General features: G+C 71.0%; 24 protein-coding genes and 1 riboswitch. Of the genes, 14 read left to right on the plus strand and 10 right to left on the minus strand.

The window, feature by feature from the left end; translation table 11 throughout:
- The first annotated feature begins 35 nt into the window (after nt 1-35).
- The 4 genes from H7694_RS14645 to H7694_RS14660 are packed head-to-tail and all read left to right on the plus strand — an operon-like array spanning nt 36 to nt 4,505.
- A complete protein-coding gene (locus tag H7694_RS14645) occupies nt 36-1,271 on the plus strand; it encodes an aminotransferase class V-fold PLP-dependent enzyme (protein WP_193597180.1) in 1,236 nt (411 codons plus the stop codon).
- Between the two features lie 55 nt (nt 1,272-1,326).
- Complete coding sequence (locus tag H7694_RS14650) at nt 1,327-2,637, plus strand: ABC transporter substrate-binding protein (protein ID WP_227468159.1); 1,311 nt, start codon at nt 1,327-1,329, stop codon at nt 2,635-2,637.
- 3 nt (nt 2,638-2,640) lie between these two features.
- A complete protein-coding gene (locus H7694_RS14655; RefSeq protein WP_193597181.1) occupies nt 2,641-3,585 on the plus strand; it encodes a carbohydrate ABC transporter permease in 945 nt (314 codons plus the stop codon).
- Nucleotides 3,582-4,505, plus strand: a complete 924-nt coding sequence (locus H7694_RS14660; protein ID WP_227468160.1) for a carbohydrate ABC transporter permease — start codon at nt 3,582-3,584, stop codon at nt 4,503-4,505. Before H7694_RS14655 ends, H7694_RS14660 begins: the two co-directional genes overlap by 4 nt.
- Nucleotides 4,506-4,635: 130 nt before the next feature.
- On the opposite strand, the gene H7694_RS14665 is transcribed toward H7694_RS14660, so the two are convergent.
- Together H7694_RS14665 and H7694_RS14670 are read right to left on the minus strand one after the other, a co-directional pair.
- Nucleotides 4,636-5,649: an aldo/keto reductase family protein gene (locus H7694_RS14665; RefSeq protein WP_193597182.1), complete on the minus strand. Its 1,014-nt coding sequence runs from the start codon at nt 5,647-5,649 to the stop codon at nt 4,636-4,638.
- A 28-nt stretch (nt 5,650-5,677) separates the two neighbouring features.
- The gene (locus H7694_RS14670) at nt 5,678-7,267 is read right to left on the minus strand and encodes a DUF4407 domain-containing protein (protein ID WP_193597183.1); all 1,590 of its coding nucleotides are present in this window, start codon (nt 7,265-7,267) and stop codon (nt 5,678-5,680) included.
- Nucleotides 7,268-7,374: 107 nt separating this feature from the next.
- Between H7694_RS14670 and H7694_RS14675 the strand changes: the two genes are divergently transcribed.
- The gene (locus H7694_RS14675) at nt 7,375-7,857 is read left to right on the plus strand and encodes a SixA phosphatase family protein (protein WP_193597184.1); all 483 of its coding nucleotides are present in this window, start codon (nt 7,375-7,377) and stop codon (nt 7,855-7,857) included.
- A gap of 84 nt (nt 7,858-7,941) precedes the next feature.
- Here the strand turns inward: H7694_RS14675 and H7694_RS14680 are convergent, their stop codons facing one another.
- Complete coding sequence (locus tag H7694_RS14680) at nt 7,942-8,508, minus strand: TetR/AcrR family transcriptional regulator (protein WP_193597185.1); 567 nt, start codon at nt 8,506-8,508, stop codon at nt 7,942-7,944.
- Nucleotides 8,509-8,574: 66 nt separating this feature from the next.
- Between H7694_RS14680 and H7694_RS14685 the strand changes: the two genes are divergently transcribed.
- Entirely contained in the window at nt 8,575-9,213 is a 639-nt protein-coding gene (locus H7694_RS14685; RefSeq protein WP_193597186.1) for an NAD(P)H-dependent oxidoreductase, read from the plus strand.
- A gap of 36 nt (nt 9,214-9,249) precedes the next feature.
- Here H7694_RS14685 and rlmN read toward each other — a convergent pair whose 3' ends face one another.
- The gene (gene rlmN / locus H7694_RS14690; RefSeq protein ID WP_193597187.1) at nt 9,250-10,497 is read right to left on the minus strand and encodes a 23S rRNA (adenine(2503)-C(2))-methyltransferase RlmN; all 1,248 of its coding nucleotides are present in this window, start codon (nt 10,495-10,497) and stop codon (nt 9,250-9,252) included.
- The gene (locus H7694_RS14695; protein WP_193597188.1) at nt 10,494-11,582 is read right to left on the minus strand and encodes a LacI family DNA-binding transcriptional regulator; all 1,089 of its coding nucleotides are present in this window, start codon (nt 11,580-11,582) and stop codon (nt 10,494-10,496) included. Before H7694_RS14695 ends, rlmN begins: the two co-directional genes overlap by 4 nt.
- Before the next feature lie 97 nt (nt 11,583-11,679).
- Here H7694_RS14695 and H7694_RS14700 point away from each other — a divergent pair, with 97 nt between their 5' ends.
- The 5 genes from H7694_RS14700 (at nt 11,680) to H7694_RS14720 (ending at nt 16,086) form a co-directional block, all read left to right on the plus strand.
- Nucleotides 11,680-12,864, plus strand: coding sequence for a Gfo/Idh/MocA family protein (locus H7694_RS14700; RefSeq protein ID WP_193597189.1), 1,185 nt, complete (start codon nt 11,680-11,682; stop codon nt 12,862-12,864).
- Complete coding sequence (locus tag H7694_RS14705) at nt 12,861-13,568, plus strand: ThuA domain-containing protein (protein ID WP_193597190.1); 708 nt, start codon at nt 12,861-12,863, stop codon at nt 13,566-13,568. Before H7694_RS14700 ends, H7694_RS14705 begins: the two co-directional genes overlap by 4 nt.
- Nucleotides 13,541-14,629, plus strand: a complete 1,089-nt coding sequence (locus H7694_RS14710) for a Gfo/Idh/MocA family protein (RefSeq protein WP_193597191.1) — start codon at nt 13,541-13,543, stop codon at nt 14,627-14,629. The genes H7694_RS14705 and H7694_RS14710 overlap by 28 nt, the downstream gene beginning before the upstream one ends.
- Before the next feature lie 90 nt (nt 14,630-14,719).
- Complete coding sequence (locus H7694_RS14715; protein WP_193597192.1) at nt 14,720-15,358, plus strand: bifunctional 4-hydroxy-2-oxoglutarate aldolase/2-dehydro-3-deoxy-phosphogluconate aldolase; 639 nt, start codon at nt 14,720-14,722, stop codon at nt 15,356-15,358.
- Nucleotides 15,355-16,086: a sulfite exporter TauE/SafE family protein gene (locus H7694_RS14720; RefSeq protein WP_193597193.1), complete on the plus strand. Its 732-nt coding sequence runs from the start codon at nt 15,355-15,357 to the stop codon at nt 16,084-16,086. Before H7694_RS14715 ends, H7694_RS14720 begins: the two co-directional genes overlap by 4 nt.
- Before the next feature lie 127 nt (nt 16,087-16,213).
- On the opposite strand, the gene H7694_RS14725 is transcribed toward H7694_RS14720, so the two are convergent.
- Complete coding sequence (locus H7694_RS14725; RefSeq protein WP_193597194.1) at nt 16,214-17,044, minus strand: SDR family oxidoreductase; 831 nt, start codon at nt 17,042-17,044, stop codon at nt 16,214-16,216.
- 44 nt (nt 17,045-17,088) lie between these two features.
- A complete protein-coding gene (locus H7694_RS14730) occupies nt 17,089-17,865 on the minus strand; it encodes an SDR family NAD(P)-dependent oxidoreductase (protein ID WP_193597195.1) in 777 nt (258 codons plus the stop codon).
- A gap of 110 nt (nt 17,866-17,975) precedes the next feature.
- Here H7694_RS14730 and H7694_RS14735 point away from each other — a divergent pair, with 110 nt between their 5' ends.
- The 3 genes from H7694_RS14735 to nhaA all read left to right on the plus strand — a co-directional run bounded on the left by H7694_RS14735 (nt 17,976) and on the right by nhaA (nt 20,597).
- Nucleotides 17,976-18,335, plus strand: a complete 360-nt coding sequence (locus H7694_RS14735; RefSeq protein WP_193597196.1) for a DUF488 domain-containing protein — start codon at nt 17,976-17,978, stop codon at nt 18,333-18,335.
- A gap of 109 nt (nt 18,336-18,444) precedes the next feature.
- Complete coding sequence (locus H7694_RS14740; RefSeq protein WP_193597197.1) at nt 18,445-19,140, plus strand: DedA family protein; 696 nt, start codon at nt 18,445-18,447, stop codon at nt 19,138-19,140.
- A gap of 146 nt (nt 19,141-19,286) precedes the next feature.
- The gene (gene nhaA, locus H7694_RS14745; RefSeq protein ID WP_193597198.1) at nt 19,287-20,597 is read left to right on the plus strand and encodes a Na+/H+ antiporter NhaA; all 1,311 of its coding nucleotides are present in this window, start codon (nt 19,287-19,289) and stop codon (nt 20,595-20,597) included.
- On the opposite strand, the gene H7694_RS14750 is transcribed toward nhaA, so the two are convergent.
- The 3 genes from H7694_RS14750 to H7694_RS17735 all read right to left on the minus strand — a co-directional run bounded on the left by H7694_RS14750 (nt 20,598) and on the right by H7694_RS17735 (nt 23,538).
- Nucleotides 20,598-21,395 carry an energy-coupling factor transporter transmembrane component T family protein gene (locus tag H7694_RS14750; protein WP_193597199.1) on the minus strand — a complete coding sequence of 266 codons (798 nt, stop codon included), beginning with the start codon at nt 21,393-21,395 and terminating at the stop codon, nt 20,598-20,600.
- Nucleotides 21,392-22,912 carry an ABC transporter ATP-binding protein gene (locus tag H7694_RS14755; protein ID WP_227468161.1) on the minus strand — a complete coding sequence of 507 codons (1,521 nt, stop codon included), beginning with the start codon at nt 22,910-22,912 and terminating at the stop codon, nt 21,392-21,394. Before H7694_RS14755 ends, H7694_RS14750 begins: the two co-directional genes overlap by 4 nt.
- Entirely contained in the window at nt 22,909-23,538 is a 630-nt protein-coding gene (locus tag H7694_RS17735) for an ECF transporter S component (protein ID WP_227468162.1), read from the minus strand. Before H7694_RS17735 ends, H7694_RS14755 begins: the two co-directional genes overlap by 4 nt.
- Nucleotides 23,529-23,640: riboswitch (TPP riboswitch) on the minus strand. Its footprint overlaps the gene before it by 10 nt.
- Between the last annotated feature and the right edge of the window lie 79 nt (nt 23,641-23,719).

The raw sequence follows: 23,719 nt of genomic DNA on the forward strand, positions 1-23,719 counted from the left end.
GTGCAACAACTTACGCAAGACCCCTGTGAGGAAGCATGACCACGGCGACGACGCCAGCGCCGATCCGGCTGAAGTCCCACGAGCGCGCCCGCGACGCCTGGCCGCTCGACCGGAACATCGTCCATCTCAACCACGGCTCCTTCGGAGCGGTGCCCACCGCCGTCGTGGCGCACCAGGACGAGCTGCGACGCCGCGCCGATCTGACGCCGGTCGGCTGGTTCCCGCGCATCGCCGACCACCTGCGTGAGGCGCGCGAGCGCACCGCGCCGTTCGTGGGCGCCCACGCTGACGACAGCGTCTTCGTCCCCAACGCCTCGGCCGCCGCGACCGTGGTCTACAACGCCCTCCGCCTCGAAGCCGGCGACGAGATCCTCGTCACCGACCACGGCTACGGCGCGGTCACGATGGGCGCGCAGCGCCTCGCCCGGCGCTTCGGCGCCGGCGTGCGGGCGGTGGAGCTGCCGCTGCTCGCCCCCGACGACGAGGTCGTGCAGCGCTTCGCCGACGCGCTCACCCCACGCACCCGGCTGATCGTCATCGACCAGATCACCTCCCCCACCGCCCGGATGCTGCCCACCCGGCGCATCGCCGACCTCGCCGCCGAGCGCGGCGTGCGCACTCTCGTCGACGGCGCGCACGGCCCGGGCCTTGTCCGCGATGCCGCGGCGGTCGCGGGCGGCGACTGGTGGTTCGGCAACCTGCACAAGTGGCCCTGCGCGCCGCGCGGCTCGGCACTGCTGGTGACGACGGCATCCGATCGTGACGAGCTGTGGCCGCTCATCGACTCGTGGGGCGCGCCGGAGTCGTTCCCGTTCCGGTTCGACACGCAGGGCACCATCGACGCGACCACCTACCTCTCCACGCCCGCGGCCATCGACTTCATCGAGGACGAGTACGGCTGGGATGCCGCGCGCACCACGATGGCCGAGCTGGCGGATGCCGGCGCCGAGATCATCGCCGAGGCGCTGCGCCCGTTCAGCACCGAGGACCCGCTGACCCCGCTCCCCTCACCCGTGCCGTCGATGCGCCTGGTGCGCCTGCCCGACGGAATGGGCGCGACCCGCGAAGAGGCCGACGCGCTGCGCATGGACCTGTTCGACCAGACCGGCGTCGAGACCGCGTTCACGAGCTTCCGCGGCATCGGCTACTTCCGCCTGTCGGTGCACCTGTACACCGAGGCATCCGATTTCCACGCCTTCGCCGAGCGGTGCGTCCCGCAGATCCTGCAGCGCTCCGGCATCCGCATCCCGACGGCGACGACCGTCGCCTGACCGCAACACCCCACCCCTCATCACCCACCCAACCCCACACCCAGAGAGGCACATCGTGAAGCACAAGCTCCTCATGACAGCCGCGGGGATCGGCACGGTCGCCGTCCTCGCACTCACCGGATGCTCGTCCGGCGCCGGCCCGGCCGCCGACGGCAAGGTCACCCTGCAGATGGTCGAGAGCCTCACCAACCCGGCTCGCACCGACCTGATCCGCGGCCTGCTCGACGACTTCGAGAAGCAGAATCCCGACATCAAGGTCAACCTCGTCTCGCCGCCCACCGAGCAGGCCGACCAGAAGATCCAGCAGATGCTGCAGTCCGGCAAGGGCGTCGACGTGCTCGAGGTGCGCGACATCACCGTCGGGCCGTTCTCGAACAACGGCTGGCTGTACGACCTGACCGGCGACCTCGAGAAGTGGGACGGCTGGGACGCGCTGACCGAGAATGCCCAGTCGGCGTCGGTCGCCGAGGACGGCAAGACGTACTTCCTGCCCTACGGCTTCTACGGCCTGTCGCTCTTCTACCGCAAGGACCTCGTCGAGCAGGCCGGCTTCGACGGCCCGCCGCACAGCTGGAAGGATCTGCTCGAGCAGGCCTCGGCCATCCAGGACCCGTCGAAGAACATCTACGGCTACGCCTTCCGCGGCGGGCAGAACGCCAACAGCAACGTCGTCGCCGCGATCGAGGCGTACACGATCGACGACTTGAACGTCGACGACGCGTTCCTGCTCACCAACGGCGACACCATGTTCTCGGCCCCCGAGGCGCAGGATGCCGTCGACGACTACTTCGCGCTGTTCGAGCAGGCCTCGCCGCCCTCGGCCGTGTCATGGGGCTACCCCGAGATGGTCGCCGGATTCACGAACGGCTCGACCGCGTTCCTGCTGCAGGACCCCGAGGTCATCGCCACCGTGCAGGACTCGTCGCTCAAGCCCGAGCAGTGGGACACCGCGCCGCTGCTGGTCGGCCCGAGCGGCAAGGCCGCGCAGCCCCTGGCCGTGGCCGGCTGGGGTGTCGCCGAGAACAGCGAGAACACCGAGGCGGCCGTCAAGCTCGTCGAGTTCCTCGCCTCGGAGGGTCCTGCCACCGAGTTCGCGCAGGCGAACAGCCTGGTACCGATCGTCGCATCCGCCGCGGATGACGACTTCTACTCGACCGGTCCGTGGACGAGCTACGTCACCATGACCGAGAACCCCGACACCTACGTCAACGTGCGCCAGCCGCGCGGGGTGAGCTGGTGGACGGAGTGGATCCAGAAGTCCGACCAGGACGTGCAGAAGGTGCTGCTCGGTGACATGACCACCGAAGAGCTGCTGAAGTCGTGGGACGAGTTCTGGACGGAGAAGTACGCAGCGGAGAAGGGCTGACCCGTGTCGCTTCGCATCCGCGAGGGTGGCTCCGCCGGCATCGCCGGCGGGGCCGCCCCCTCGCGCCGCCGCGCCTTCCGCGCCCGGCACGGTCTCACCCTGCTGGCGTTCATGGCGCCGGCGATCGTCTTCGTCTGCTGGTTCACCTACGCGCCGATGCTGCAGGGCGCCCGCATGGCCTTCCACGACTGGAACCTGTGGGACCTGACCTCGACGCCGTTCGTCGGGCTCGACAACTTCGTCGCCGTCTTCCAGGACCCGTCGTTCCCCACCGTGGCGTGGAACTCCGTGCTGTGGGTGGTCGCCTCGCTCGTACCCCAGCTGGTGATCGGCTTTCTCATCGCCCTCGCCCTGCGCAAGCGGTTCCGCTTTCGCGGGCTCTACCAGGCGCTGGTGTTCTTCCCCTGGGCGGTCTCGGGCTTCCTGATCGGGATGCTGTTCCGCTGGATGTTCAATGCCGAGTTCGGCGTGGTCAACGACCTGCTCCTGAAGGCCGGCCTCATCGAGGCCCCGCTGCCGTGGCTGGCCGATCCGAAGCTGGCCATGTTCGCGGTGATCGCCGCGAACGTCTGGTACGGCGTGACCTTCTTCGCGATCATGATCCTCGCCGCTCTGCAGTCGGTGCCAGACGACGTGCTCGAGGCGGCCAGCATCGACGGCGCAGGCAAGGCGCGTCAGCTGTTCTCGCTCATCATCCCGTACATCTCGATGACGCTGTTCCTCACCGTGCTGCTGCGCGTGATCTGGATCTTCAACTTCCCCGACATCATCTGGGCGATGACCGGCGGCGGCCCCGCCAACCAGACCCACATCGTGACCACCTGGATGATCAACTACACCCAGCAGGGCAACTATGGCATCGCCAGCGCGATCGGCCTGATCGTCGTGGCGTTCCTGTTCGTGTTCTGCGCGTTCTACCTGATGGCGATGCGGAGGGCTCAGCGATGACCACCATGACAGGCCCCGCGGCCGCCCGCTCGTCGATCACCGAGACCCGTCGCATGACCGTGCCGAATCCAGCATCCGCTCCCCGCGGACCGCGCAAGGTGACCGTCGGCGGGGTCGTCCGCGTCGTCGGACTCGGCCTGTGGCTGATCATCACGCTGTTCCCGCTGTACTGGATCGCGCTGACCTCGTTCAAGTCGCCGGGGACGATCAACACCTATCCGATCGAGTACTGGCCCAGCGAACCGTCGCTGCAGAACTACATCAGCCTGTTCGAGAAGAGCTCGTTCGGCGTGTTCCTGGCCAACTCGGCGATCGTGGCCGTCACCGCCGGTGCGGTGGCGACGGTGATCGCGCTGCTCAGCGCGTACGTGCTGGCGCGGTTCGAGTTCCGCGGCAAGGGCGCGGTGCTCATCGCCTTTCTGCTCACGCAGATGATCCCGGCGTTCATCGCGTTGGGGCCGCTGTACTCGATGATGAGCGATCTCGGCCTGGTCGACACCAAGCCCGGCCTGATCCTGGTGTACATCGCGATCTGCATCCCGTTCTCGACGGTGATGCTGCGCGGTTTCTTCGAGAACGTCCCCGACGCGCTCGAAGAGGCGGCCATGATCGACGGATGCTCGCGCCTGGGCGCCCTGTTCCGGGTGCTGGTGCCGGTGATGACGCCGGGCATCATCGCCGCGTTCATCTTCAACTTCGTCAACTGCTGGAACGAGCTGTTCCTGTCGGTGGTGCTGATGAACACCGATGCGAACCGCACGGTGCCCTCGGCGCTGAACGGCTTCATCTCGACGTTCAACATCGACTGGGGCTCGATGAGCGCCGCGGCGGTGCTGACGATCCTGCCGACCATGGCGATGTTCGCGCTCGCCAGCCGCTGGATCGTCGCCGGCCTCACCTCCGGCGCCGTGAAGGAGTGACCCCGCCTCTTAGGCGCATCCGTCCCCCACTCCCGTCTATATGTCACAAAGTGCCGCTATTCCCTGCGAATAGCGGCACTTCGTGACATATAGACGGTCGGGGCGGGCGCCCGCGCGCGCGGGGATGGGGTCAGACGAGGCGGGCGCGCGGGGAGACCGAGTAGGTGTCCTCGGGGTCGTCGTTGACGACGCCGGCGAGAGCCGTGTCGATCGCGGCCATGGTGTCTGCGTCCAGCACGACCCCGGATGCCTTGACCGTCTCGGCGAGCTGTTCGGGGCGCGAGGCTCCGACGAGCGCCGCGGCGACGTTCTTGTTCTGCAGCACCCACGCGATCGCGAGCTGCGGCATCGACAGGCCGGCTTCCGCCGCGATGGGCTTGAGCTTCTGCACCGCCTCGAGGATGTCATCCCGCAGCAGGCTCTCGATGAAGTGCGCGCCCGAGTGCGGGTCGGTGGCGCGCGACCCGTCGGGCACCGGCTGACCGGGCAGGTACTTGCCGCTGAGCACGCCCTGCGCCATCGGCGACCAGACGATCTGCGAGATGCCCAGGCTCTCGGAGGTCGGCACGACCTTGCCCTCGATCACGCGGTGCAGCATCGAGTACTGCGGCTGGTTGGAGATCAGCTGGAACCCCAGCTGCCGCGACAGCGCGTGGCCCTCGCGCAGCTGCTCGGCGGTCCACTCCGAGACGCCGATGTACAGCGCCTTGCCCGCACGCACGATGTCGGCGAACGCCTGCATCGTCTCTTCGAGCGGGGTCTCGTGGTCGTAGCGGTGCGCCTGGTACAGGTCGACGTAGTCGGTGCCGAGTCGCTGCAGCGACCCGTCGATCGACTCCATGATGTGCTTGCGGCTGAGTCCGGTGTCGTTGGGGCCCTTCGGGCCGGTCGGGAAGTACACCTTCGTGAAGATCTCGAGACCCGCGCGGCGCTGACCGGCGAGCGCCTTGCCGAGCACGACCTCGGCGGCGGTGTTGGCGTAGGTGTCGGCTGTGTCGAACGTGGTGATGCCGGCATCCAGTGCCGCGTGCACCGTCGCGATCGCGGCGGTGTCATCCACCTGCGAAGCGTGCGTCACCCAGTTGCCGTAGGTGATCTCCGAGACCTTGAGTCCGCTGTTTCCGAGATAGCGATAGTTGACCATCCTGCAACGCTATCGCCCCGGCGGCTTATCAGACGGGTGCGGTCTCGCGCAGGTCGGCGCGGGTGAGCGGTTCGGTCGGGGCGGCGGCGCCGGCCGCCGCGGCCGAGGCGGATGCGGCAGAGGCGGATGCCGCGGCATCCGGGGCCGTGACGATAGACGCGCGGTCGCGGAACCCGTCCGCGGTGACCCGGTCGAGCTCGACCTGCTTGCGGATCGCAGCCGTGCGCTCGTAGAGCGAGGGCTCGCCCCAGCTGGTGAGCACCTTCACGATCACGGGCAGCAGCTCGATCATGAAGAACAGCGCGGCGATCAGCCAGTGCGCCCAGAAGATCGCGGGCTCCTTCTCACCGAGCCGGTTCAGGCCGGTGATCTGGCTGAGCAGCCCGACAGCGCCTGCGTTGCCCTGGGCGACCGAGTCGGCGCGGGCGTTGTACACGGCGAGCGCGTCCTGGTAGCTCTGCTGCGCGGCTGGCAGCTGGTCCTTCGCCTGCTGGCGGTTGGTCGCCTCGGAGGCCGAGGTGTTCTCGCGCGACGCGGCGTCGGCGGCGGCAAGGTCGTCGTTGGCCGTGCGCAGCTGCCCGGCCAGGGCGTCGTAGGTCTGCTGCGCCTGGGCGAGCTGCGCCTTCGCGGCATCCGAGCTGGAGCCCTCGCCGTTCACGCCGGTGCATCCGGGCACCTCGCCTGCGCCCTCACCGGTCAGCTCGCACTGATACAGCGCGCGGGCCGCGTCGATGACCTTCTGCTGCTCGGCCATCTTCGCGGTGACGTCGTCGACGGTGGCCTGCGCGGCATCCGTGGTGGCCGACCCCGACTCGGTGCCGGCGACGACACCGGTGGCGGCCTGGTTCTCGAGTGCGGCGACGCGGGCGGATGCCGCATCCAGGGCCTTCTTCTCGGGTCCGTCCTCGAGCGCGCCCTGGTCGGACTGCGCCTGGACGATGTTCGTGGATGCCACTTCGCGGGCGATGTCGTTGTGGAACACCTGCAGCACGAGCGGCTCGGCGACCAGGAAGCCGATCAGCGCGGCCATCGCCACACGGGGAAGGGCGAGCGCGAGCAGCTTGCCCACGCTGCGCGTCGACGTCATGGTCGAGGTGAGGAAGCGGTCGAGGTTGAAGATGATGGCCGCCCACACGATCGCGAGCGGCACGGCGACCCAGATCGCGACCTGCACGCCCGTGGTGAGGGCGAAGAGCATCGAGATGGCCGACACGAGCGCGGTGCCGAGCAGCACGAAGAACATCTGCACGAAGCGGGGCGTCTCGCCGGGCACCCGGTCGAGGATCGGTCCGTCGGCGCCGCCGAGGATCGCGAGCGTGCGCAGTCGCGAGCCCGGGGTGCGCTCGCGCTTCTGCCGCGGCGCCCTGGCCGCGCGCGCAGGGCGCTGCCGGGGCGGCTCCCTGTCCGCGCCGCCACCAGCGCCCCCGTCCGCGCTGCCGCCACCAGCGCCGCCGTCATCCACGGCATCCGTCTCGGACGCCTCTGCACCGGCCGGCTCGTACTGCCGCAGGAAGTCGAGGTCGTCGTCGGCGACCCCGCCGTCGGGGGCGTCGGACTCGAACGAGATCCGCCCCTGGGAATCCATCCGTCCAGGGCGATGCGCGGAATAGGAGGACATCCCCCCAGGTTAGGAAACGCCGCCTGAGCGACTCCCGGATGCCCCCGGGGAGCGAACCGTGGAGATCAGGGATGCGCGCGGCGCCCGCCGGGTGTCAGGCTGGGGCCATGAAGACGCTGCTGCTCGCCCGTCATGCCAAGTCCGACTGGGGCATCCACGGCCTCTCAGACCACGACCGGCCGCTCAACGGCCGCGGACGGCGCGACGCACCGATGATGGCACAGCGGCTCGCGAATGAAGGACTGCGGCTCGGCCGGATCGTCTCGAGCACCGCCGTGCGCGCCCGCAGCACCGCCGACGAGTACGCGGCAGCGCACGGCATCCCCGTCGTCGAGGAGGCGGCCCTGTACGCGGCATCCGCCCGGACCATCCTCGAGGTCGCCTCGGCGATCCCGGATGACATCGACGTCGCGATGCTCGTCGGGCACAACCCCGGGATGCACGATGCGGTCGCCGAGCTCACGGGCGCGTTCGTGGAGTTCCCGACCTGCGCGATCGCGGAGTGCGCGGTCGACGTCGGCTCATGGGCGGAGCTGATCGAGGGATCGGGACGGATGCTGCGACTGCGGATGCCGCGCGACGGCGAATGACGGCCGGCCGGCCGGCATTCGTCGCGGCCGGCGTCGATCGCCGCGTCGCGGCCGGCGTCGATCGCCGCGTCGCGGCCGACGTGGTCAGGCGGACAGCATCCGACGGATCGCGGTCTCGGCCGAGCCGAGGGCGACCTCTGCGGGGAAGTGCCCCGCGGCCGCGAGGGTGCCCAGCCCGTGCACCAGCCCCCACACCGGCGTCGCGTCGTCGTCGCTCAGACCGGCCGCCACGACAGCACCGGCGAGCCTCTGCTCCAGCTCGGCGATGAGCGGGGCCATCGCCTCGCTGGGTGAACCAGGCACGCAGACGGTCGGGTCGTAGATCACGTCGAAGGCGTTGCTGCGCTCGAGCGCGAAGCGGATGTAGGCCTGCCCCGCCGCCACGAGGGCCGCGGTCGGGTCGTCGGCGCGCTCGAGCGCGGTGCGCACGTCGGCGACCAGCTGCGCCATGCTGCGCTCGGCCAGCGTCTTGAGCAGCCCGCGCCTGTCGGCGAAGTGGTGGTACGGCGCGTTGTGGCTGACGTCCGCGGCGCGCGCGACCTCGCGCAGGCTGATCTCGGCAGCCGGCTTCGTGGCGAGCAGCTGCATCGCGGCAGCCTCCAGCGCCTGTGCCAGATCGCCGTGGTGGTACCCCGAACGAGAACTTGACATGCGCAACATTGTCTCCTATCTTGACACTGTCCACCACGTTGACACTGTCAAGATCGGAGAACGCCCATGCCTTCCACCCCGTCTTCCGCCCTCGTCATCGACGGCCACCCCGACTCCCGTTCCCTGACCGCCGAGCTCGCGCGCCGCTATGCCGCCGCCCACGGAGATGCGCAGGTGCTCGCCCTGCGCGATCTCGAGTTCGATCCGCACCTGCGCTACGGCTACCGCGAGCGGATGACCCTCGAGCCCGACCTCGTCGACGCCCGCGCCGCGCTGCACGCGGCCGAGAACGTCGTCGTGGCGACCCCGCTGTGGTGGGGATCGGTGCCCGCCGTGCTGAAGGGCTTCTTCGACCGCGCGCTGCTGCCCCAGCAGGAGTACCGCTACAGCGCGGCCGGGCTGCCGGTCGGCCTGATCCCGGCGACGCGGGGCCGGCTGCTGCTGCTCGCCGACACCCCGTGGTTCTTCGCCCCGATCACGGGCCTGCCCGCCCAGACCCAGGTCGCGCGGAACACGATGCGGCTGTGCGGCATCCGCTCGGTGCGCACCCACCGGATGCTGGGCGTCAAGGACGCCGCCGAGGCGCGCATCGCGCGCTGGCTCGACCGCGCCGCGCAGCTGGGGGCCGCCGACGGCCCGCGCGACCGGCGGGATGCCCAGGCCCGCAGCGGCGCCGCACTCAGCGCCGCGACGATGATCGCGTGACCGTCGCCGAGCTGCGGGATGCCGCCCCGGCGGGGCTCAGGCCATCGCCGCGGCAGCGGCCTCGTCCTCGGTGGTCGCCACGAGCTGACCGCAGGCTCCGTCGATCTCCTTGCCGCGGGTGTCGCGCAGGGTCGTCGGGATGCCGGCGTCGTTGAGACGGCGCACGAACTCGTTCTGCACGTCGATGTCGGATGAGGTCCAGATCGATCCGGGCGTCGGGTTCAGCGGGATCGGGTTCACGTGCACCCAGCCGCGACCGCGCGCATTGAGCTTCTCCGCCAGCAGATCCGCACGCCACCCGTGGTCGTTCATGTCCTTGATCAGCGCATACTCGATCGAGACACGCCGGCCGGTCTTCTCGAAGTACTCGCGGGCAGCATCCAGTGCCTCATCGACCTTCCAGCGCGAGTTCACCGGGATCAGCTCGTCGCGCAGCTGGTCATCCGGGGCGTGCAGCGAGAGCGCGAAGGTGACCGGGATGTTCTCGTCGGCGAGCTTGCGGATCGCGGGCACCAGGCCGACCGTCGACACGGTGATGCCGCGGGCGCTCATGCCGAGGCCGTCGGGCCGCGGGGCGACCATGACGCGCACGGCATCCATGACCCGCTTGTAGTTGGCCAGCGGCTCGCCCATCCCCATGAAGACGATGTTCGAGACGCGCTCCATGGAGTGGTCGTCGCGGCGCTTGCCGCCCAGCTCACCGTTCGCGATTGCACGGTTGGCGCGCACGATCTGCTCGATGATCTCGGCGGTCGACATGTTGCGGGTGAGCCCGGCCTGGCCGGTGGCGCAGAACGGGCAGTTCATGCCGCAGCCGGCCTGGCTCGACACACACAGCGTGATGCGGCCCGGGTAGCGCATGAGCACCGACTCGACGAGCGCGCCGTCGTGCAGGCGCCACAGGAACTTGATCGTATCGCCGCGGTCGGTCTCGAGCCGGCGCACCTCGGTCATCAGCGGCGGCAGCATGCCCGTGACGAGCTCGTCGCGCTGGGCGGCCGGCAGGTCGGTCATCTGCTCGGGGTCGGAGGTGTAGTGCGTGAAGTAGTGGGTGGCCAGCTGCTTGGCGCGGAAGCCGGGCAGCCCGAGCTCCTTGACCTTCTCGACGCGCTCGGCGGGGGTCAGATCGGCCAGGTGCACGGGCGGCTTGCCGCGCTTGGGGCTGGCGAACTGCAGCAGCGGCCGGCCTTCGGCATCCTTCTTCTGCGTCCACCCCTCGGTCGCAGGGCGCACCTGGGTCGTCGCACGGGGCTTGGTCGTGCGGATGCGCGGGGTCTCGGTCATACCTCCCAGGGTACGGGCTCACGGGTGGGAGGACGCTGGGGCGCTGGGGCGCTGGGGCGGGATGCCGAGGAGGATGCCGCCGTGGAACCGCGCGGCACCAGCTCGGTGGGTAGCTCGACGACCGCATCCGCGACCGCCTCACCCTCGATCGCGCGGACGAGCGTGTGCACGGCCGCCGCGCCCATCTCGCGGATCGGCTGACGGATCGTGGTCAGCGGCGGATGCAGCCAGCGGGCTCCCCGCACATCGTCGAAGCCCACCACCCGGGCATCGTGCGGGATGGTGAGCCCCGCATCCGCGATCGCCCGGTAAGCGCCGGCCGCCATCTCGTCGTTGCACGCGAACAGGCCGATCGGCCCCTCGCCGGGCAGCTCGGCGAGGGCCCGCGCGCAGCGGCTTCGGGCGTGGGCGCCGCTCCACTCGGCATCCGTGCGCACGAGCGGCGCACCGGGCGCGAGCCGGTTCAGCGCATCGAGGAACCCGTCGATCCTGGCGCGCCCGTACCGGTACGCCGGGGCGCCGCCGATGAGGATGAACCGCCGCACGCCGCGATCGACGAGGTGCTCGGCGGCGGCCACGCCGCCCGCGCGGTCGGTGGTGCGGATGCTCGGCAGCTTCACGCGTACGTCGGATGGCGGGTCCAGCAGCACGACGGGGATGGCCGCCCGCTGCATCAGCGCCAGCTGCGCCGCGGTCGGCATCAGAAGCCCGAGGATCACCCCGGCGCTGCCGCGGGCGCGGATGCGGTGCGGCCAGTCGTCGTCGGGATCGGCCCGGTCGGTGGTGAGCACGAGGTCGTAGCGCAGATCAGCCGCCGTGGTGCGCGCCCCCGCGACCACCTCGTCGGTGTACGGGTCGTGGAAGTGCCCGAAGACGAGGTCGATCACGCGCGAGGTGCCTCCGCGCGGCCGGCCCCGGGTCTCGCCGGCGAAGGTGTAGCCGAGCTCACCGGCGGCCCGCATGATCCGGGTTCGGGTGTCGGCGCTCATCTCGCCGCGTCCGCGCAGGGCGCGCGAGGCCGTGGACACGCTGACCCCCGCCTCGGCGGCGACGCGGGCGAGCGTCACTCGCGAGGTGGGAGACATGGGTTCATTTTTGCGCAATTCAGGCGACAACCGCCAGGACTCGTGGCAGTGTTGCCCGCGATCCGCACCCACCTTTCGACGGCGAAGGACCCGTTCAATGACGACCCGACTGCGAGTGGCCATCATCGGCACCGGCTTCATGGGCCGCATGCACGCCCACGCGTGGCGGACGGCGCCCCGCTTCTTCGATCTCTCCCCCGCCCCCGAAGCAGCCCTGCTCGTCGGCAGTGACGCCGCCCGCACGGATGCCGCAGCCGCCGCGTTCGGCATCCCCGAGGCGTCCGATGACTGGCGGGCCGCGATCGCGCGGGACGACATCGACATCGTCGACATCTGCACACCGGGGCACACGCACGCCGAGATCGCCCTCGCCGCGCTCAGCGCCGGCAAGCACGTGCTGTGCGAGAAACCCCTCGCCAACGACGTCGCCGACGCCGATCGGATGGCGGCGGCCGCCGAGGACGCGGCCTCGCGCGGGATCGTCAGCATGTGCGGGTTCAGCTACCGCCGCACGCCCGCCCTGTCACTGGCCAAGAGGCTCATCGACGACGGCCGTGTCGGCGAGATCCGCCACGTGCGCGCCCAGTACCTGCAGGACTGGCTGACCAACCCCGACGCCCCGTTCACCTGGCGACTCGACCGAGACCGGGCCGGCTCCGGGGCACTCGGCGACATCGGCGCACACAGCATCGACACCGCGCAGTGGCTCGCCGGCTCGGCGATCACCGGGGTCTCGGCGACCCTGCGCACCTTCGTCGCATCCCGCCCGCGCCTCGACGAACGTGTGGGACTGGGCGGTCACGGCGCTCCCGGCGCTCCGCACGAGCGGGTCACGGTCGACGACGCGGCCGCCTTCACCGCCACCTTCGAGAACGGCGCCCTCGGCGTCTTCGAGGCCACGCGCATGGCGGCCGGTCACCGCAACGCGAACCGCATCGAGATCAACGGTGACCGCGGCTCGATCGCCTTCGACTTCTCGTTCATGAACGAGCTGCAGTTCCACGACGCGCAGCTTCCCGCCGGCGAGCAGGGGTTCCGCCGCATCGACGCGACCGAGCCCGAGCATCCGTACGCCGGCGCCTGGTGGCCCGCCGGGCACGGCCTGGGCTACGAGCACCTGTTCACCCACCAGTCCGTCGACTTCGTCCGCGCGATCGCCGGCGGCACCGCCCCGCAGCCCGGCTTCGCCGACGCCGCCCGGGTGCAGCGCGTGCTGGCCGCCGTCGAGGCGAGCGCGGCCGACGAGAGCCGGTACACCGCAGTGGAAGGAGCGCGCTCATGACCGCACGCAAGGCGCTGGTCGTCCGCGGAGGCTGGGACGGGCACAGGCCGGTCGAGGCGACCGACATGTTCCTGCCGTTCCTGCGCGAGAACGGCTTCGATGTGCAGGTGGAGGACTCGAACGAGATCTACGCCGACGAATCGGTGATGGAACAGGTCGATCTGATCGTGCAGTCCGTGACGATGTCGAGCATCTCCGCCGAGGCACTGAAGGGACTTCGCCGTGCCGTCGAGCGCGGTACCGGCATGGCCGGGTGGCACGGCGGCATCGCCGACTCGTACCGCAACAGCTCCGACTACCTGCAGCTGATCGGCGGGCAGTTCGCGACGCATCCGTCGAAGCATCCGGATTCCTGCGCGGGCGACGAGTCCGACAACTTCCTCTGCTACACCGTCGACCTCACCGACCTCGGCCGCGAGCACGAGATCATGGCGGGCCTCGAGGACTTCACGCTGCGCACCGAGCAGTACTGGGTGCTCACCGACGACCTGAACGACGTGCTGGCCACCACCACCCATCCCGTGCAGCCGTACCACCCGTGGCACCGGCCGATCGTGTCGCCCACGGTGTGGACGCGGCAGTGGGGCGCGGGGCGCATATTCGTGGCGACGCCGGGGCACAGCCTCGTCGTGCTGCGCGATATCAACGTACGCACGATCATCGAGAGAGGAATGCTGTGGGCCAGCCGCACGGTATCGGAATAGTCGGACTCGGAGTCATCTCCGCGCAGTACCTGGAGACGCTCGGATCGCATCCCGGAGTGCGGATCGCCGCGACGGCGGATCTCGATCTCGCCCGCGCCGGCGCCGTCGCCGATCGGTTCGACGGATGCCGGGCGCTGACGGTCGATCAGCTCGTCGCCGACCCGGCCGTGCAGACCGTGCTGAACCTCACGATCCCCGCCGCCCACGAGGAGGTGGCGCTGGCCGCGCTGGCTCAGGGCAAGAACGTGTTCGGCGAGAAACCCCTCGCCCCCGCCGTGCCCGCGGCGCGCGGCATCCTCGAGGCCGCCGGCTCCGCGTGGGTGGGCTGCGCCCCCGACACCGTGCTCGGCACCGGCATCCAGACGGCCCGCGCCGTGGTCGACGCCGGGGGCATCGGGCGACCCGTCGCCGCGGTGGCCACGTGGGTGTCATCCGGCCACGAGTCATGGCATCCGAACCCCGACTTCTACTACCGCGAGGGCGGCGGACCGCTGCTCGACATGGGGCCCTACTACCTCACCTCGCTGTTCCACCTGCTCGGGCCGGTCGCCCGGGTCTCGGGCGCCTCGTCGCGCCTGCGGTCGGTGCGCACCATCGGATCGGGCCCCCGGGCGGGCGAGCAGATCCCAGTCGAGGTCGACACGCACGTGACCGGGGTGCTCGAGCACGTCGGCGGGGCCGTCTCGACCGTCACCTTCAGCTTCGACGCCGCAGCGACGCAGGCCGCGCCGATCGAGGTGCACGGCGAGACCGGCACGCTGTCGCTCCCGGATCCGAACCATTTCGCCGGCGAGGTGCGCCTGCGCCGGCCGGGTGAGAACCACTGGACTCCGGTCGAGACCAGCGCGGGCTACGAGAACGGCGGCCGCGGCATCGGGCTGCTCGACTTCGTCTCGGGCAGCGGCGCCCGCTCCCACGGCGCGATCGCCCTGCATGTGCTGGAGATCATGACCTCGCTGCTGGAGTCGTCGCGCACCGGACGGCGGATCGCACTGTCGACGAGCGCCGAGCGGCCCCCGCTGGTTCCGCTGACCGCCGAGCGCGCGTGGCGGGGCGCATGAGGGTGCCCCCTGCCACCCACCCGTCACCCAGGTTGTAATGACAGGTGGCGCTTGGGAGAATGGAGCCCGCCCCCTCTGGAAGGATCCTCCATGACCGATCGCCTCGCCCCCGCCCGCGCCGCCGGCGTCCTCGCCGTGCTGCGCGCCCCGTCCGCCGAGTCGGCGCTGGAGGCGGCGGATGCGATCATCCGCGGCGGCATCCCCGGCATCGAGGTCACCTACTCGACACCCGATGCCCCCGCCGTGATCAGCGAGCTCATCGCCCGGCACGGCGACGCGGCTCACATCGGTGCGGGCACGGTGACCACGGCCGAGCAGGCGCAGGCGGCGGCCGACGCGGGCGCGGCGTTCCTCGTCAGCCCCGGCACGCTGCCGGACCTCACCCGCGCCATGCTCGACACCGGCAAGGTGGTCATGACCGGCGCCCTCACCCCGACCGAGGTGATGGTCGCACTCGACCTCGGCGTCGACGTGGTGAAGATCTTCCCGGCATCCCTGGGCGGCCCGTCGTACCTGGGTGCGCTGCGTGGTCCGTTCCCGGATGCTCCCCTGATGCCCACCGGCGGCGTCAAGCCCGAGAACGTGGCCGACTGGTTCGCAGCCGGGGCGGTCGCCGTCGGCGCGGGCGGAGACCTGGCGAACTCGGCATCCATCAAGGCCGGCGACTGGGCCGACCTCGAGGCCCGGGCCGCGCGGTTCGCTGCGGCGCTGGCGGTCGTGCGCGCGTGACCGACTTCGCCCCGTGGGCGTGGGCGCTGCTCGGGGTGGCGGCCGTGATCGCGGGGCTCGGCAAGACCGCCGTGCCCGGGGCATCCACCGTGTCGGTGGTGATCCTCGCGTCGATCCTGCCTGCCCGCACCTCGACCGCGGCGATGCTGCTGCTGTTCATCGTCGGCGACGCGTTCGCACTGATCGCCTATCGCCGGCACGCGCACTGGCCGACGCTGCTGCGCCTCGCCCCCGCCGTGATCGCGGGGCTGCTGGCCGGCTTCGCGTTCCTCGCGCTCGGCGACGATGACATCGTGCGCCGCACGATCGGCGTGATCCTGCTCGTGATGATCGCGATCACCCTGTGGCGTCGGCGCCGGTCGAGCGAGCCGGCGTCGGGCCTGCTGCCCGCGGCGGGGTACGGGACGCTCGCGGGGTTCACGACGATGGTCGCGAACGCCGGCGGCCCCGTGATGTCGATGTACTTCCTCGCCACCCGCACCCCGGTGCAGGTCTTCCTAGGCACGGCGGCGTGGTTCTTCGCGATCGTGAACCTCATGAAGGTTCCGATGCTCGCCGGACTCGGCCTGATCACCCCCGAGGTGCTGCTGATGGATCTGATCCTCGCACCGCTCGTGGTGGTTGGTGCGCTGACGGGGATGCGGGTCGCAAAGCGGATGCCGCAGCAGCTGTTCGACCGACTGGTGATCGTGCTCACGATCGCCGGGGCCGTCTACCTGCTGTTCTGACTCGTGGCCCTTCGAGAGCCTCAGGGACCCGTCCCCACGCCCCACTCCACGCATCGCTTCGCGCTGCACGGAGCCTCCGGGGCGCGTGGCCCCTGCTCAGATCGGACGCTCTGTAGAACCCAGGCGATCAGTCGAGGAAGATGTCGGGGAACAGCCGGTCGTCGGGGGTGCCTGGCACGGCGGCGTACTTCGAGAAGTCGGTCACGCCGTCAGCCTCGAGCACGTCCTCGACGATCAGCGTCTGACCGGTGTACGACGCGGCCGGCTTCGTGATCACCGCGTACGCGGCATCCGCGTAGATGTCGGGGGTGCGGCTCGCGGCCATCACCTTGTCGCCGCCGAGCAGGTTCTGCACGGCCGCGGTCGCGATGGTCGTGCGCGGCCACAGCGTGTTCGCCGCGACTCCGGCATCCGCGAACTCCGCCGCCAGCCCGAGCGTGGCCATGGTCATCCCGTACTTCGCGAGCGTGTATCCGGTGTGCGCGCCGAGCCACTTCGGTGACAGGTTCAGCGGCGGCGAGAGCGACAGGATGTGCGGGTTCGCCGCCTCGCGCAGCACCGGGATCGCGGCGCGCGAGAGCATGAACGTGCCGCGCACGTTGACGTCCTGCATCAGGTCGTACTTCTTCGCGTCGAGGTCGGTCGAGCGAGACAGGTCGATGACACTCGCGTTGTTGATGACGACGTCGATGCCGCCGAACTCGCCCTGCGCCTTGAGCACGGCCTCGGTGATGTCGTCGTCGCTGCGCACATCGCCGACGATCGGCAGCGCCTGCCCGCCCGCCTCACGGATCGCCTCGGCCGCGCTGTGCACGGTGCCCTCGAGCTTGGGATGCGGGCTGTCGGTCTTGGCCAGCAGCACGATGTTCGCGCCGTCGGAGGCGGCGCGCAGCGCGATGGCGAGGCCGATGCCGCGGCTGCCGCCCGACATCAGGATGGTCTTTCCTGCGAGGGACATGGGTTCTCCTTCGAGTCGGGGTCGCTTCGGGTACTGAGGCCGGGTCACTTCGGGGCCATGCGGATGGCGCCGTCGAGGCGGATGGTCTCGCCGTTGAGGTAGCCGTTGGCGACGATGTGCTCCACGAGCGCGGCATACTCCTCCGGCCGGCCGAGCCGCGACGGGTACGGCACCTGCTCGCCGAGCGAGTCCTGCGCAGCCTGCGGCAGACCTGCGAGCATCGGGGTCTCCATGATCCCCGGCGCGATGGTGCACACCCGGATGCCGTAACGCGCGAGCTCCCGTGCGATGGGCAGGGTCATGGCGTGCACGCCGCCCTTGGATGCCGAGTAGGCGGGCTGGCCGATCTGGCCGTCGAACGCGGCCACGCTGGCGGTGCTGATGATGACGCCGCGGTCGCCGCTGCCGCCGCGCTCGTCGGCCATCGGCTCGTTCTGCGCCATGACGGCCGCAGCCTGCGAGGTGACGTTGAAGGTGCCGACGAGGTTGATGCGGATGATCCGCTCGAACGCGCCGAGGTCGGCGGGGGTGCCGTCGCGATCGAGCACCTTCGCGGGCGGGGCGATGCCGGCGCAGTTGACGACGACGCGCAGCGGCGCGATGGATTCAGCGGATGCCACGGCTGCGGCCACCTCGTCAGCACTGGTCACGTCGGCCGCGGCGAAGATACCGCCGAGTTCCGCGGCGATCTCCTCGCCGGCCGAATTCGGCAGGTCGACGATGGTGACCTGCGCGCCGGCGGCGGCGAGGCGCCGGGCGGTGGCGAGGCCGAGCCCGCTGGCGCCGCCCGTGACGAGGGCACCCTGTCCCGTGATCTGCATGTGTTCTCCTTCGAACGACGCGCTGCGACGAAAATGCGACTGAGTCTCAGCATACGTGGTTCTGAGTGCCCCACCTGGCGAGGGGGTGACGGAGGGTGGATGCTGAGGGCATGGAACTGCGTCGCAAACGAGCCTACGACAACGCCTCGGACGACGACGGGTTCCGCGTTCTCATCGACCGGCTGTGGCCGCGTGGCGTCTCGAAGGAGCGGGCGGCGATCGATCTGTGGGCCAAGGACATCGCGCCGACCGCCGAGCTGCGCCGCGAATGGCACGCCACCCCGGACGCCTTCGAGGCGCACGCGAAGAGCTACCGCGCGCAGCTCTCGGGCGAGAGCGCCGACGCGTTGCGCGACCTCGTCGACGAGCTGCGCGGCCGTCCCGTGGTCACGCTGGTCTACGCGCTGCACGACACCGAGCACAACCACGCCGTCGTACTCGAGGAGGTCCTGCGCCCGCTGGTGAGGTGAGGCGACACGAGGTGAGGTGAGCCTCGCGCGGTGACGTTACGGATATCCCGAACGGTCTCGACGGCTGCCCCCACTGATTCCACAGGCGAGGCTCCGTAGCGTCGTTTGCATGCAGAACGGTGCGGAGGGTCTGAACGCGGTCGCGCAGTGGGCGGTGGAGCTGATGGAGTGGCTCGGCGCCCCGGGAGCGGGTCTCGCGATCGCTCTGGAGAACCTGTTCCCGCCTCTGCCGAGCGAGATCGTGCTGCCCCTCGCGGGCTTCACCGCGAGCCGCGGGACGTTCGGCCTGTTCGAGGTGCTGCTGTGGACCACGCTCGGCTCGGTCATCGGCGCACTCGCCCTGTACGGGCTGGGCGCATGGCTGGGACGGGCGCGCCTGCGGCGCATCGTCGAGCGGATGCCGTTGATGAACGTCGAGGACGTCGACCGCGCCGAGGCGTGGTTCGCGCGGCACGGGTCGAAGGCGGTGTTCTTCGGCCGGATGATCCCGCTGTTCCGCAGCCTGATCTCGATCCCCGCCGGCATCGAGCGGATGCCGCTGCTGCGCTTCCTGCTGCTGACGACCGCGGGCAGCGCACTGTGGAACACCGTGTTCGTGCTGGCGGGCTTCTTCCTCGGCGAGAACTGGAGCGGGGTCGAGCAGTACGCCGACGTGCTGCAGCTGGCCGTGATCGTCACCTGCGTCGCCGCGGTGGTGCTGTTCGTCGTGCTGCGCGTGCGCCGCATCGTGCGCGAGCGGAGGGCGCCCACCAAGACGCTCTCCGCAGAGCGTCTGAGCGACGAGCGCGTGAGCGACAACGTCTGAACCCGACCGCGAGCGGCTGGCGTTCTACCGCGACCTGTGGAACGCCACCTCCGGATCGCGGGCGGCGCCGGGCCCGGATAGGCTGGGTCGCGGAGTGTCGGGAAGCCTGGTCGACGAAGTCCTGTTCGACGACCCGAAGGCACCTCATGTCCCGCTTCCCGCGCCTGTCCCGCGTCCGTGACATCTTCCCCTCGTCCTCCCGCGCGGAATCGCTGCGCATCGCCGAGATCCTCCGCAAGGAGACCGTCGGCGGCATCCTGCTCGTCGCCCTCGCCGCGGTGGCCATCATCTGGGCGAACTCGCCGTGGGCGGATTCGTACTTCGCGCTGCGCGACCTCGAGGTCGGCTATGAGCCGTGGCACCTGCGCCTGAGCCTCGGCGCCTGGGCGGCCGACGGCCTGCTCGCGATCTTCTTCTTCCTGGTCGGCCTCGAGCTCAAGCGCGAGTTCGTCGCCGGCGACCTGCGTCGCTTCAGCACGGCTGTCATCCCCATCGTGGCCGCGGTCGGTGGTGTGATCGTCCCGGCGCTCATCTACCTCGCGGTCGCCGCCGGAACGCCCGGGGCCGCGCGCGGCTGGGCGATCCCCACCGCGACCGACATCGCGTTCGCCGTCGCGGTGCTCGCCCTGATCGGCTCGCACCTGCCGAGTGCGCTGCGGATCTTCCTGCTGACCCTGGCGGTGGTCGACGACCTCATCGCGATCGCCATCATCGCGATCTTCTACACCGAGTCGATCGACGTACTCCCGCTGGTCGCATCGCTGGCGGTGATCGCCGTCTACGGGCTCATCGCCCAGCGGTTCCGCGAGTTCTTCGGGCTGCATTCCTCCGCCGCCTGGGTCATCCTGCTGCCGATCGGCGGCGTCGCCTGGGCCTTCCTGCACGCCTCCGGCATCCACGCGACGATCGCCGGCGTGCTTCTCGGGTTCACCATCCCGGTGCTGCATCGCCGAGCCGCCCGCGGCGCGGATGCCGGTCCCGGCCTCGCCGAGCTGTTCGAGCACCGGTTCCGGCCGCTCTCGGCGGGCTTCGCCGTGCCGGTCTTCGCGTTCTTCTCGGCCGGGGTGGCGGTCGGTGGCGGCGAGGGCTTCGCGTCGGCGTTCGGCGATCCGGTCGTGCTCGGCATCGTGCTCGCCCTCGTCGTCGGCAAGCCGATCGGCATCACACTCGCCACCTGGATCATCACGCGCGTGCGGCGCATCGACCTCGACCCGAGCCTGCGCTGGATCGACATCACCGGCGTCGGGCTGCTCGCCGGCATCGGGTTCACCGTCTCGCTGCTGGTCGCCGAGCTCAGTTTCGCGGCGGGCAGCGCGCAGCACGATCATGCGAAGGTCGCCGTGCTCACGGCATCCGTCCTCGCGGCCGTGGTCGCGTCGATCCTGCTCGGATCGCGCAACCGCCGGTACCGCCGGGCTGCGCGGGCGCCGCAGGCGCCGCCGGATGCGGAGGGCTGATCAGCTCGGCCCGAGGATGAAGTTCCAGGTGCCGAGGGCGACGGCCTCGGCGAGCGCGACCACCGGGATGAGCGCCGCGAGCACCAGCAGCGCGGTGTCGCCGCGGTCCCAGCGCGAGGGGCGCGCCCAGGTGCGCCTGCCCGTGCCCCCGAAGCCGCGGGCCTCCATGGCGGTCGCCAGTGACGAGGCGCGCCGGATCGCCAGCACGAACAGCGCGAACGCCATCCCGAGCCCCCGGCGGATGCGCCCCTGATCGGCGACGCCGCGGGCGCGCCGCGCCAGGGCGAGGGCGCGCCAGTCGTCGGCGAGCAGCCCGAGCAGCCGCATCCCGGTCAGTGCGCCGATCACGAACCGCGCGGGCAGGTGCGCCCGCTGGGCGAGATCGTCGGCGAGGTCGGTGGGGTCGACGGTGGCGAAGAGGGCGACGGCGGGCAGGCCGATGGCCAGCACGCGCACGGCCGTCGCGGCGGCCAGCGACAGCGAGCCGTCGCTGACGCGCATGAGCAGCCACTCGAAGTGCACGGTGCCGCTCTGCGCGCCGTACAGGGCGATCGTCACGGCGCTGAGCGGCGCCGCGATCCACAGCGGCGCGGTGCGCAGCCAGAACTCGCGCGCGGTCAGTCCGCACAGCAGCAGGATCGGGATCTCGAGCAGCAGCGCGACGGATGCCGAGAGCACGTCGATCGAGAGGATCAGCGGCAGGCTGATCAGCAGCGCCGCGGCGAGCCGGGCCAGCGGGCTGCGGGTCGCGATCGGCCCACTGCGCACGATGCGTGCGTCGGCGGCCAGGGCGGTCACGGTGCCACCTCCGGGGTGCGGGCGTGCGGGATGCCGAAGGCGAGGGTGCGCGCGTGCAGGGCGCGCAGCACCTCGGCATCGTGCGTGACGGCGACGACGGCGGTGCCGGTGTCGCGCAGGCGGGCGATGAGGGCCACGAGCTCGGCCCAGGTGCGGGCGTCCTGCCCGAAGGTGGGCTCGTCGAGCACCAGCATCCGGGGTCTGGTGGCGAGCGCCGCGGCGACCGTCAGCCGACGCTTCTCGCCGCCCGAGAGCGTGTAGGGGTTCGCCTGCGCGAGACGGTCGAGCCGCAGCCGGTGCAGCAGCTCGTCGACTCGCTCGGCGATCTCGCCCTCGCCGAGCCCCAGCGCGCGCGGCCCGATCTCGAGCTCGTCGCGCACGGTGCGGGCGAGCAGCTGGTGCTCGGGGCTCTGCAGCACGGTGCCGATGCGGGTCAGCAGTGCGCGCGACGACCAGGCGTGCGGGTCGTGCGCGGCGCTCGCGTCGCGGCGGCGCCGACGCGCGACGGCGGCGCTGGACGCGAGAGCGTCGGATGCGATGACCAGGCCGCCCTCGGCGGGGATGAGCCCCGCGAGGGTGAGGCTGAGGGTCGACTTGCCGGCGCCGTTCGGCCCGACGATGCCGAGCACCTCCCCCGCGCGCACCTGCAGGTCGAACGGTCCGGCGACGCGGGTGCCCGGGGTGCGCGAGACGATCAGGCCGTCGGTGCGGACCAGCGTCTCTCCCGGCGCCCGGGCCGGTGGCGGCGGGACGGCGGGCGGATGCTCGGGCACCCACACCCCGGATGCCGCGAGCTCGGCACCGCGCGCATGCAGCACCTGTTCGGGAGTGCCGTCGGCGAGCACGACCGTGCTGTCGCCCTCGGCGCCCAGCACGATGACGCGCTGGACGAGCGGCAGCCATACGTCGATGCGGTGCTCGATCACGACCAGGGTCGCGCCGGTGGCATCCAGTGCCCGCCCGACGGCGTCGCGCACCTCGGCGACGCCGTCGGGATCGAGGTTCGCGGTGGGCTCGTCGAGCAGAATCGCCCCTGGCCGCATGGCCAGCACGCCCGCGAGCGCGAGCCGCTGCTTCTGCCCGCCCGACAGCGCCGAGGTCGGCCGGTCGAGCGCGACGTCGAGGCCCACGGCATCCAGTGCCTGTCCTACCCGCTGCCAGATCTCCTCGCGCGGGACGCCGAGATTCTCGCAGCCGAAGGCGACGTCGTCGCCGACGCGCGCCAGCATCGTCTGGGTGTCGGGGTCCTGCAGCACCATGCCGACCCGGCCCCGCACCGACGAGGCCGGAAGGCCGTCGACGAGCAGCGCCCCGGCTTCCTCACCCTCGTCGGCGCCGCCGAGCACGCCGCCGAAACCCTGCAGCAGGGTGGACTTGCCCGAGCCGGATGCTCCCAGCAGCAGCACCCGCTCTCCGGGCTCGATGCGCAGCGAGACCTCACGCAGTGCCCAGCGCAGCCGGGTCGCGTAGCGCCAGCCCCAGCCGCGCGCCTCGAGCGCGGCCGCGACGGTGCTCACACCCGTGCGTTCGCCGTCCGACCGGCGGCGAACCGGCTCAGCGCGCCGGTGGCGGCGAGCCCCTTGACGAGCAGCCAGGCGCCGAGTCCGGCGATCACTGCGCCCGAGATGGTGGTGGAGGCGATGTACACCGAGGTGAACAGGGTGTCGGCGCCCGCGTACCAGAGGATGCGGTCGTTGATGCCGCAGGCCAGGCCCGCGGCGGCACCGGCGAGCACAGCCACCGGCAGGCGCCATACGCCGTACAGGAAGATCAGGAAGATCAGCTCGGCGCCCAGGCCCTGCACGAGGCCGGAGACGATGGTCAGCGGGCCCCAGACGTTGCCCACCAGCGCCGAGATGATCGCGGCGACCAGCTCGGTGTAGATCGCGGCCCCCGGCTTGCGGATGATCAGCCCGCCCAGCACGCCGGCGATCAGCCAGGGACCGGCCAGCAGTCCCTGCAGGCCGGGCAGCAGCGGCGAGAGCAGTGCGCTCGGCGCCTCGTAGCCGACGTTCCACAGCAGGAACAGCACGGCGCAGGCGACCGCGATGACGCTGGCGACGACGATGTCGACGACCCGCCAGCGCAGGTTGCGGCCTGCGGCCGCCGGGGTGGTGGTGGACGTGGATGCAGACGTGCTCATAGGAACTCCTCCCTGCGCCGGCATGACCCGGATCAGGTTCGACGGTCGAAGCGCGGTTCGCTTCCTCTCAGCCCGGCACGCCGGACTCCCGTGGTTATGCCCTCGATCTTAGCCGTCCGGATGGATGCCGGGGCGGCGTTGTGACGGCGCATGCACAGGGTGATTGGGTACCGTTGATCGG

The organism is Microbacterium sp. YJN-G (assembly GCF_015040615.1).
Lineage (GTDB): Bacteria > Actinomycetota > Actinomycetes > Actinomycetales > Microbacteriaceae > Microbacterium.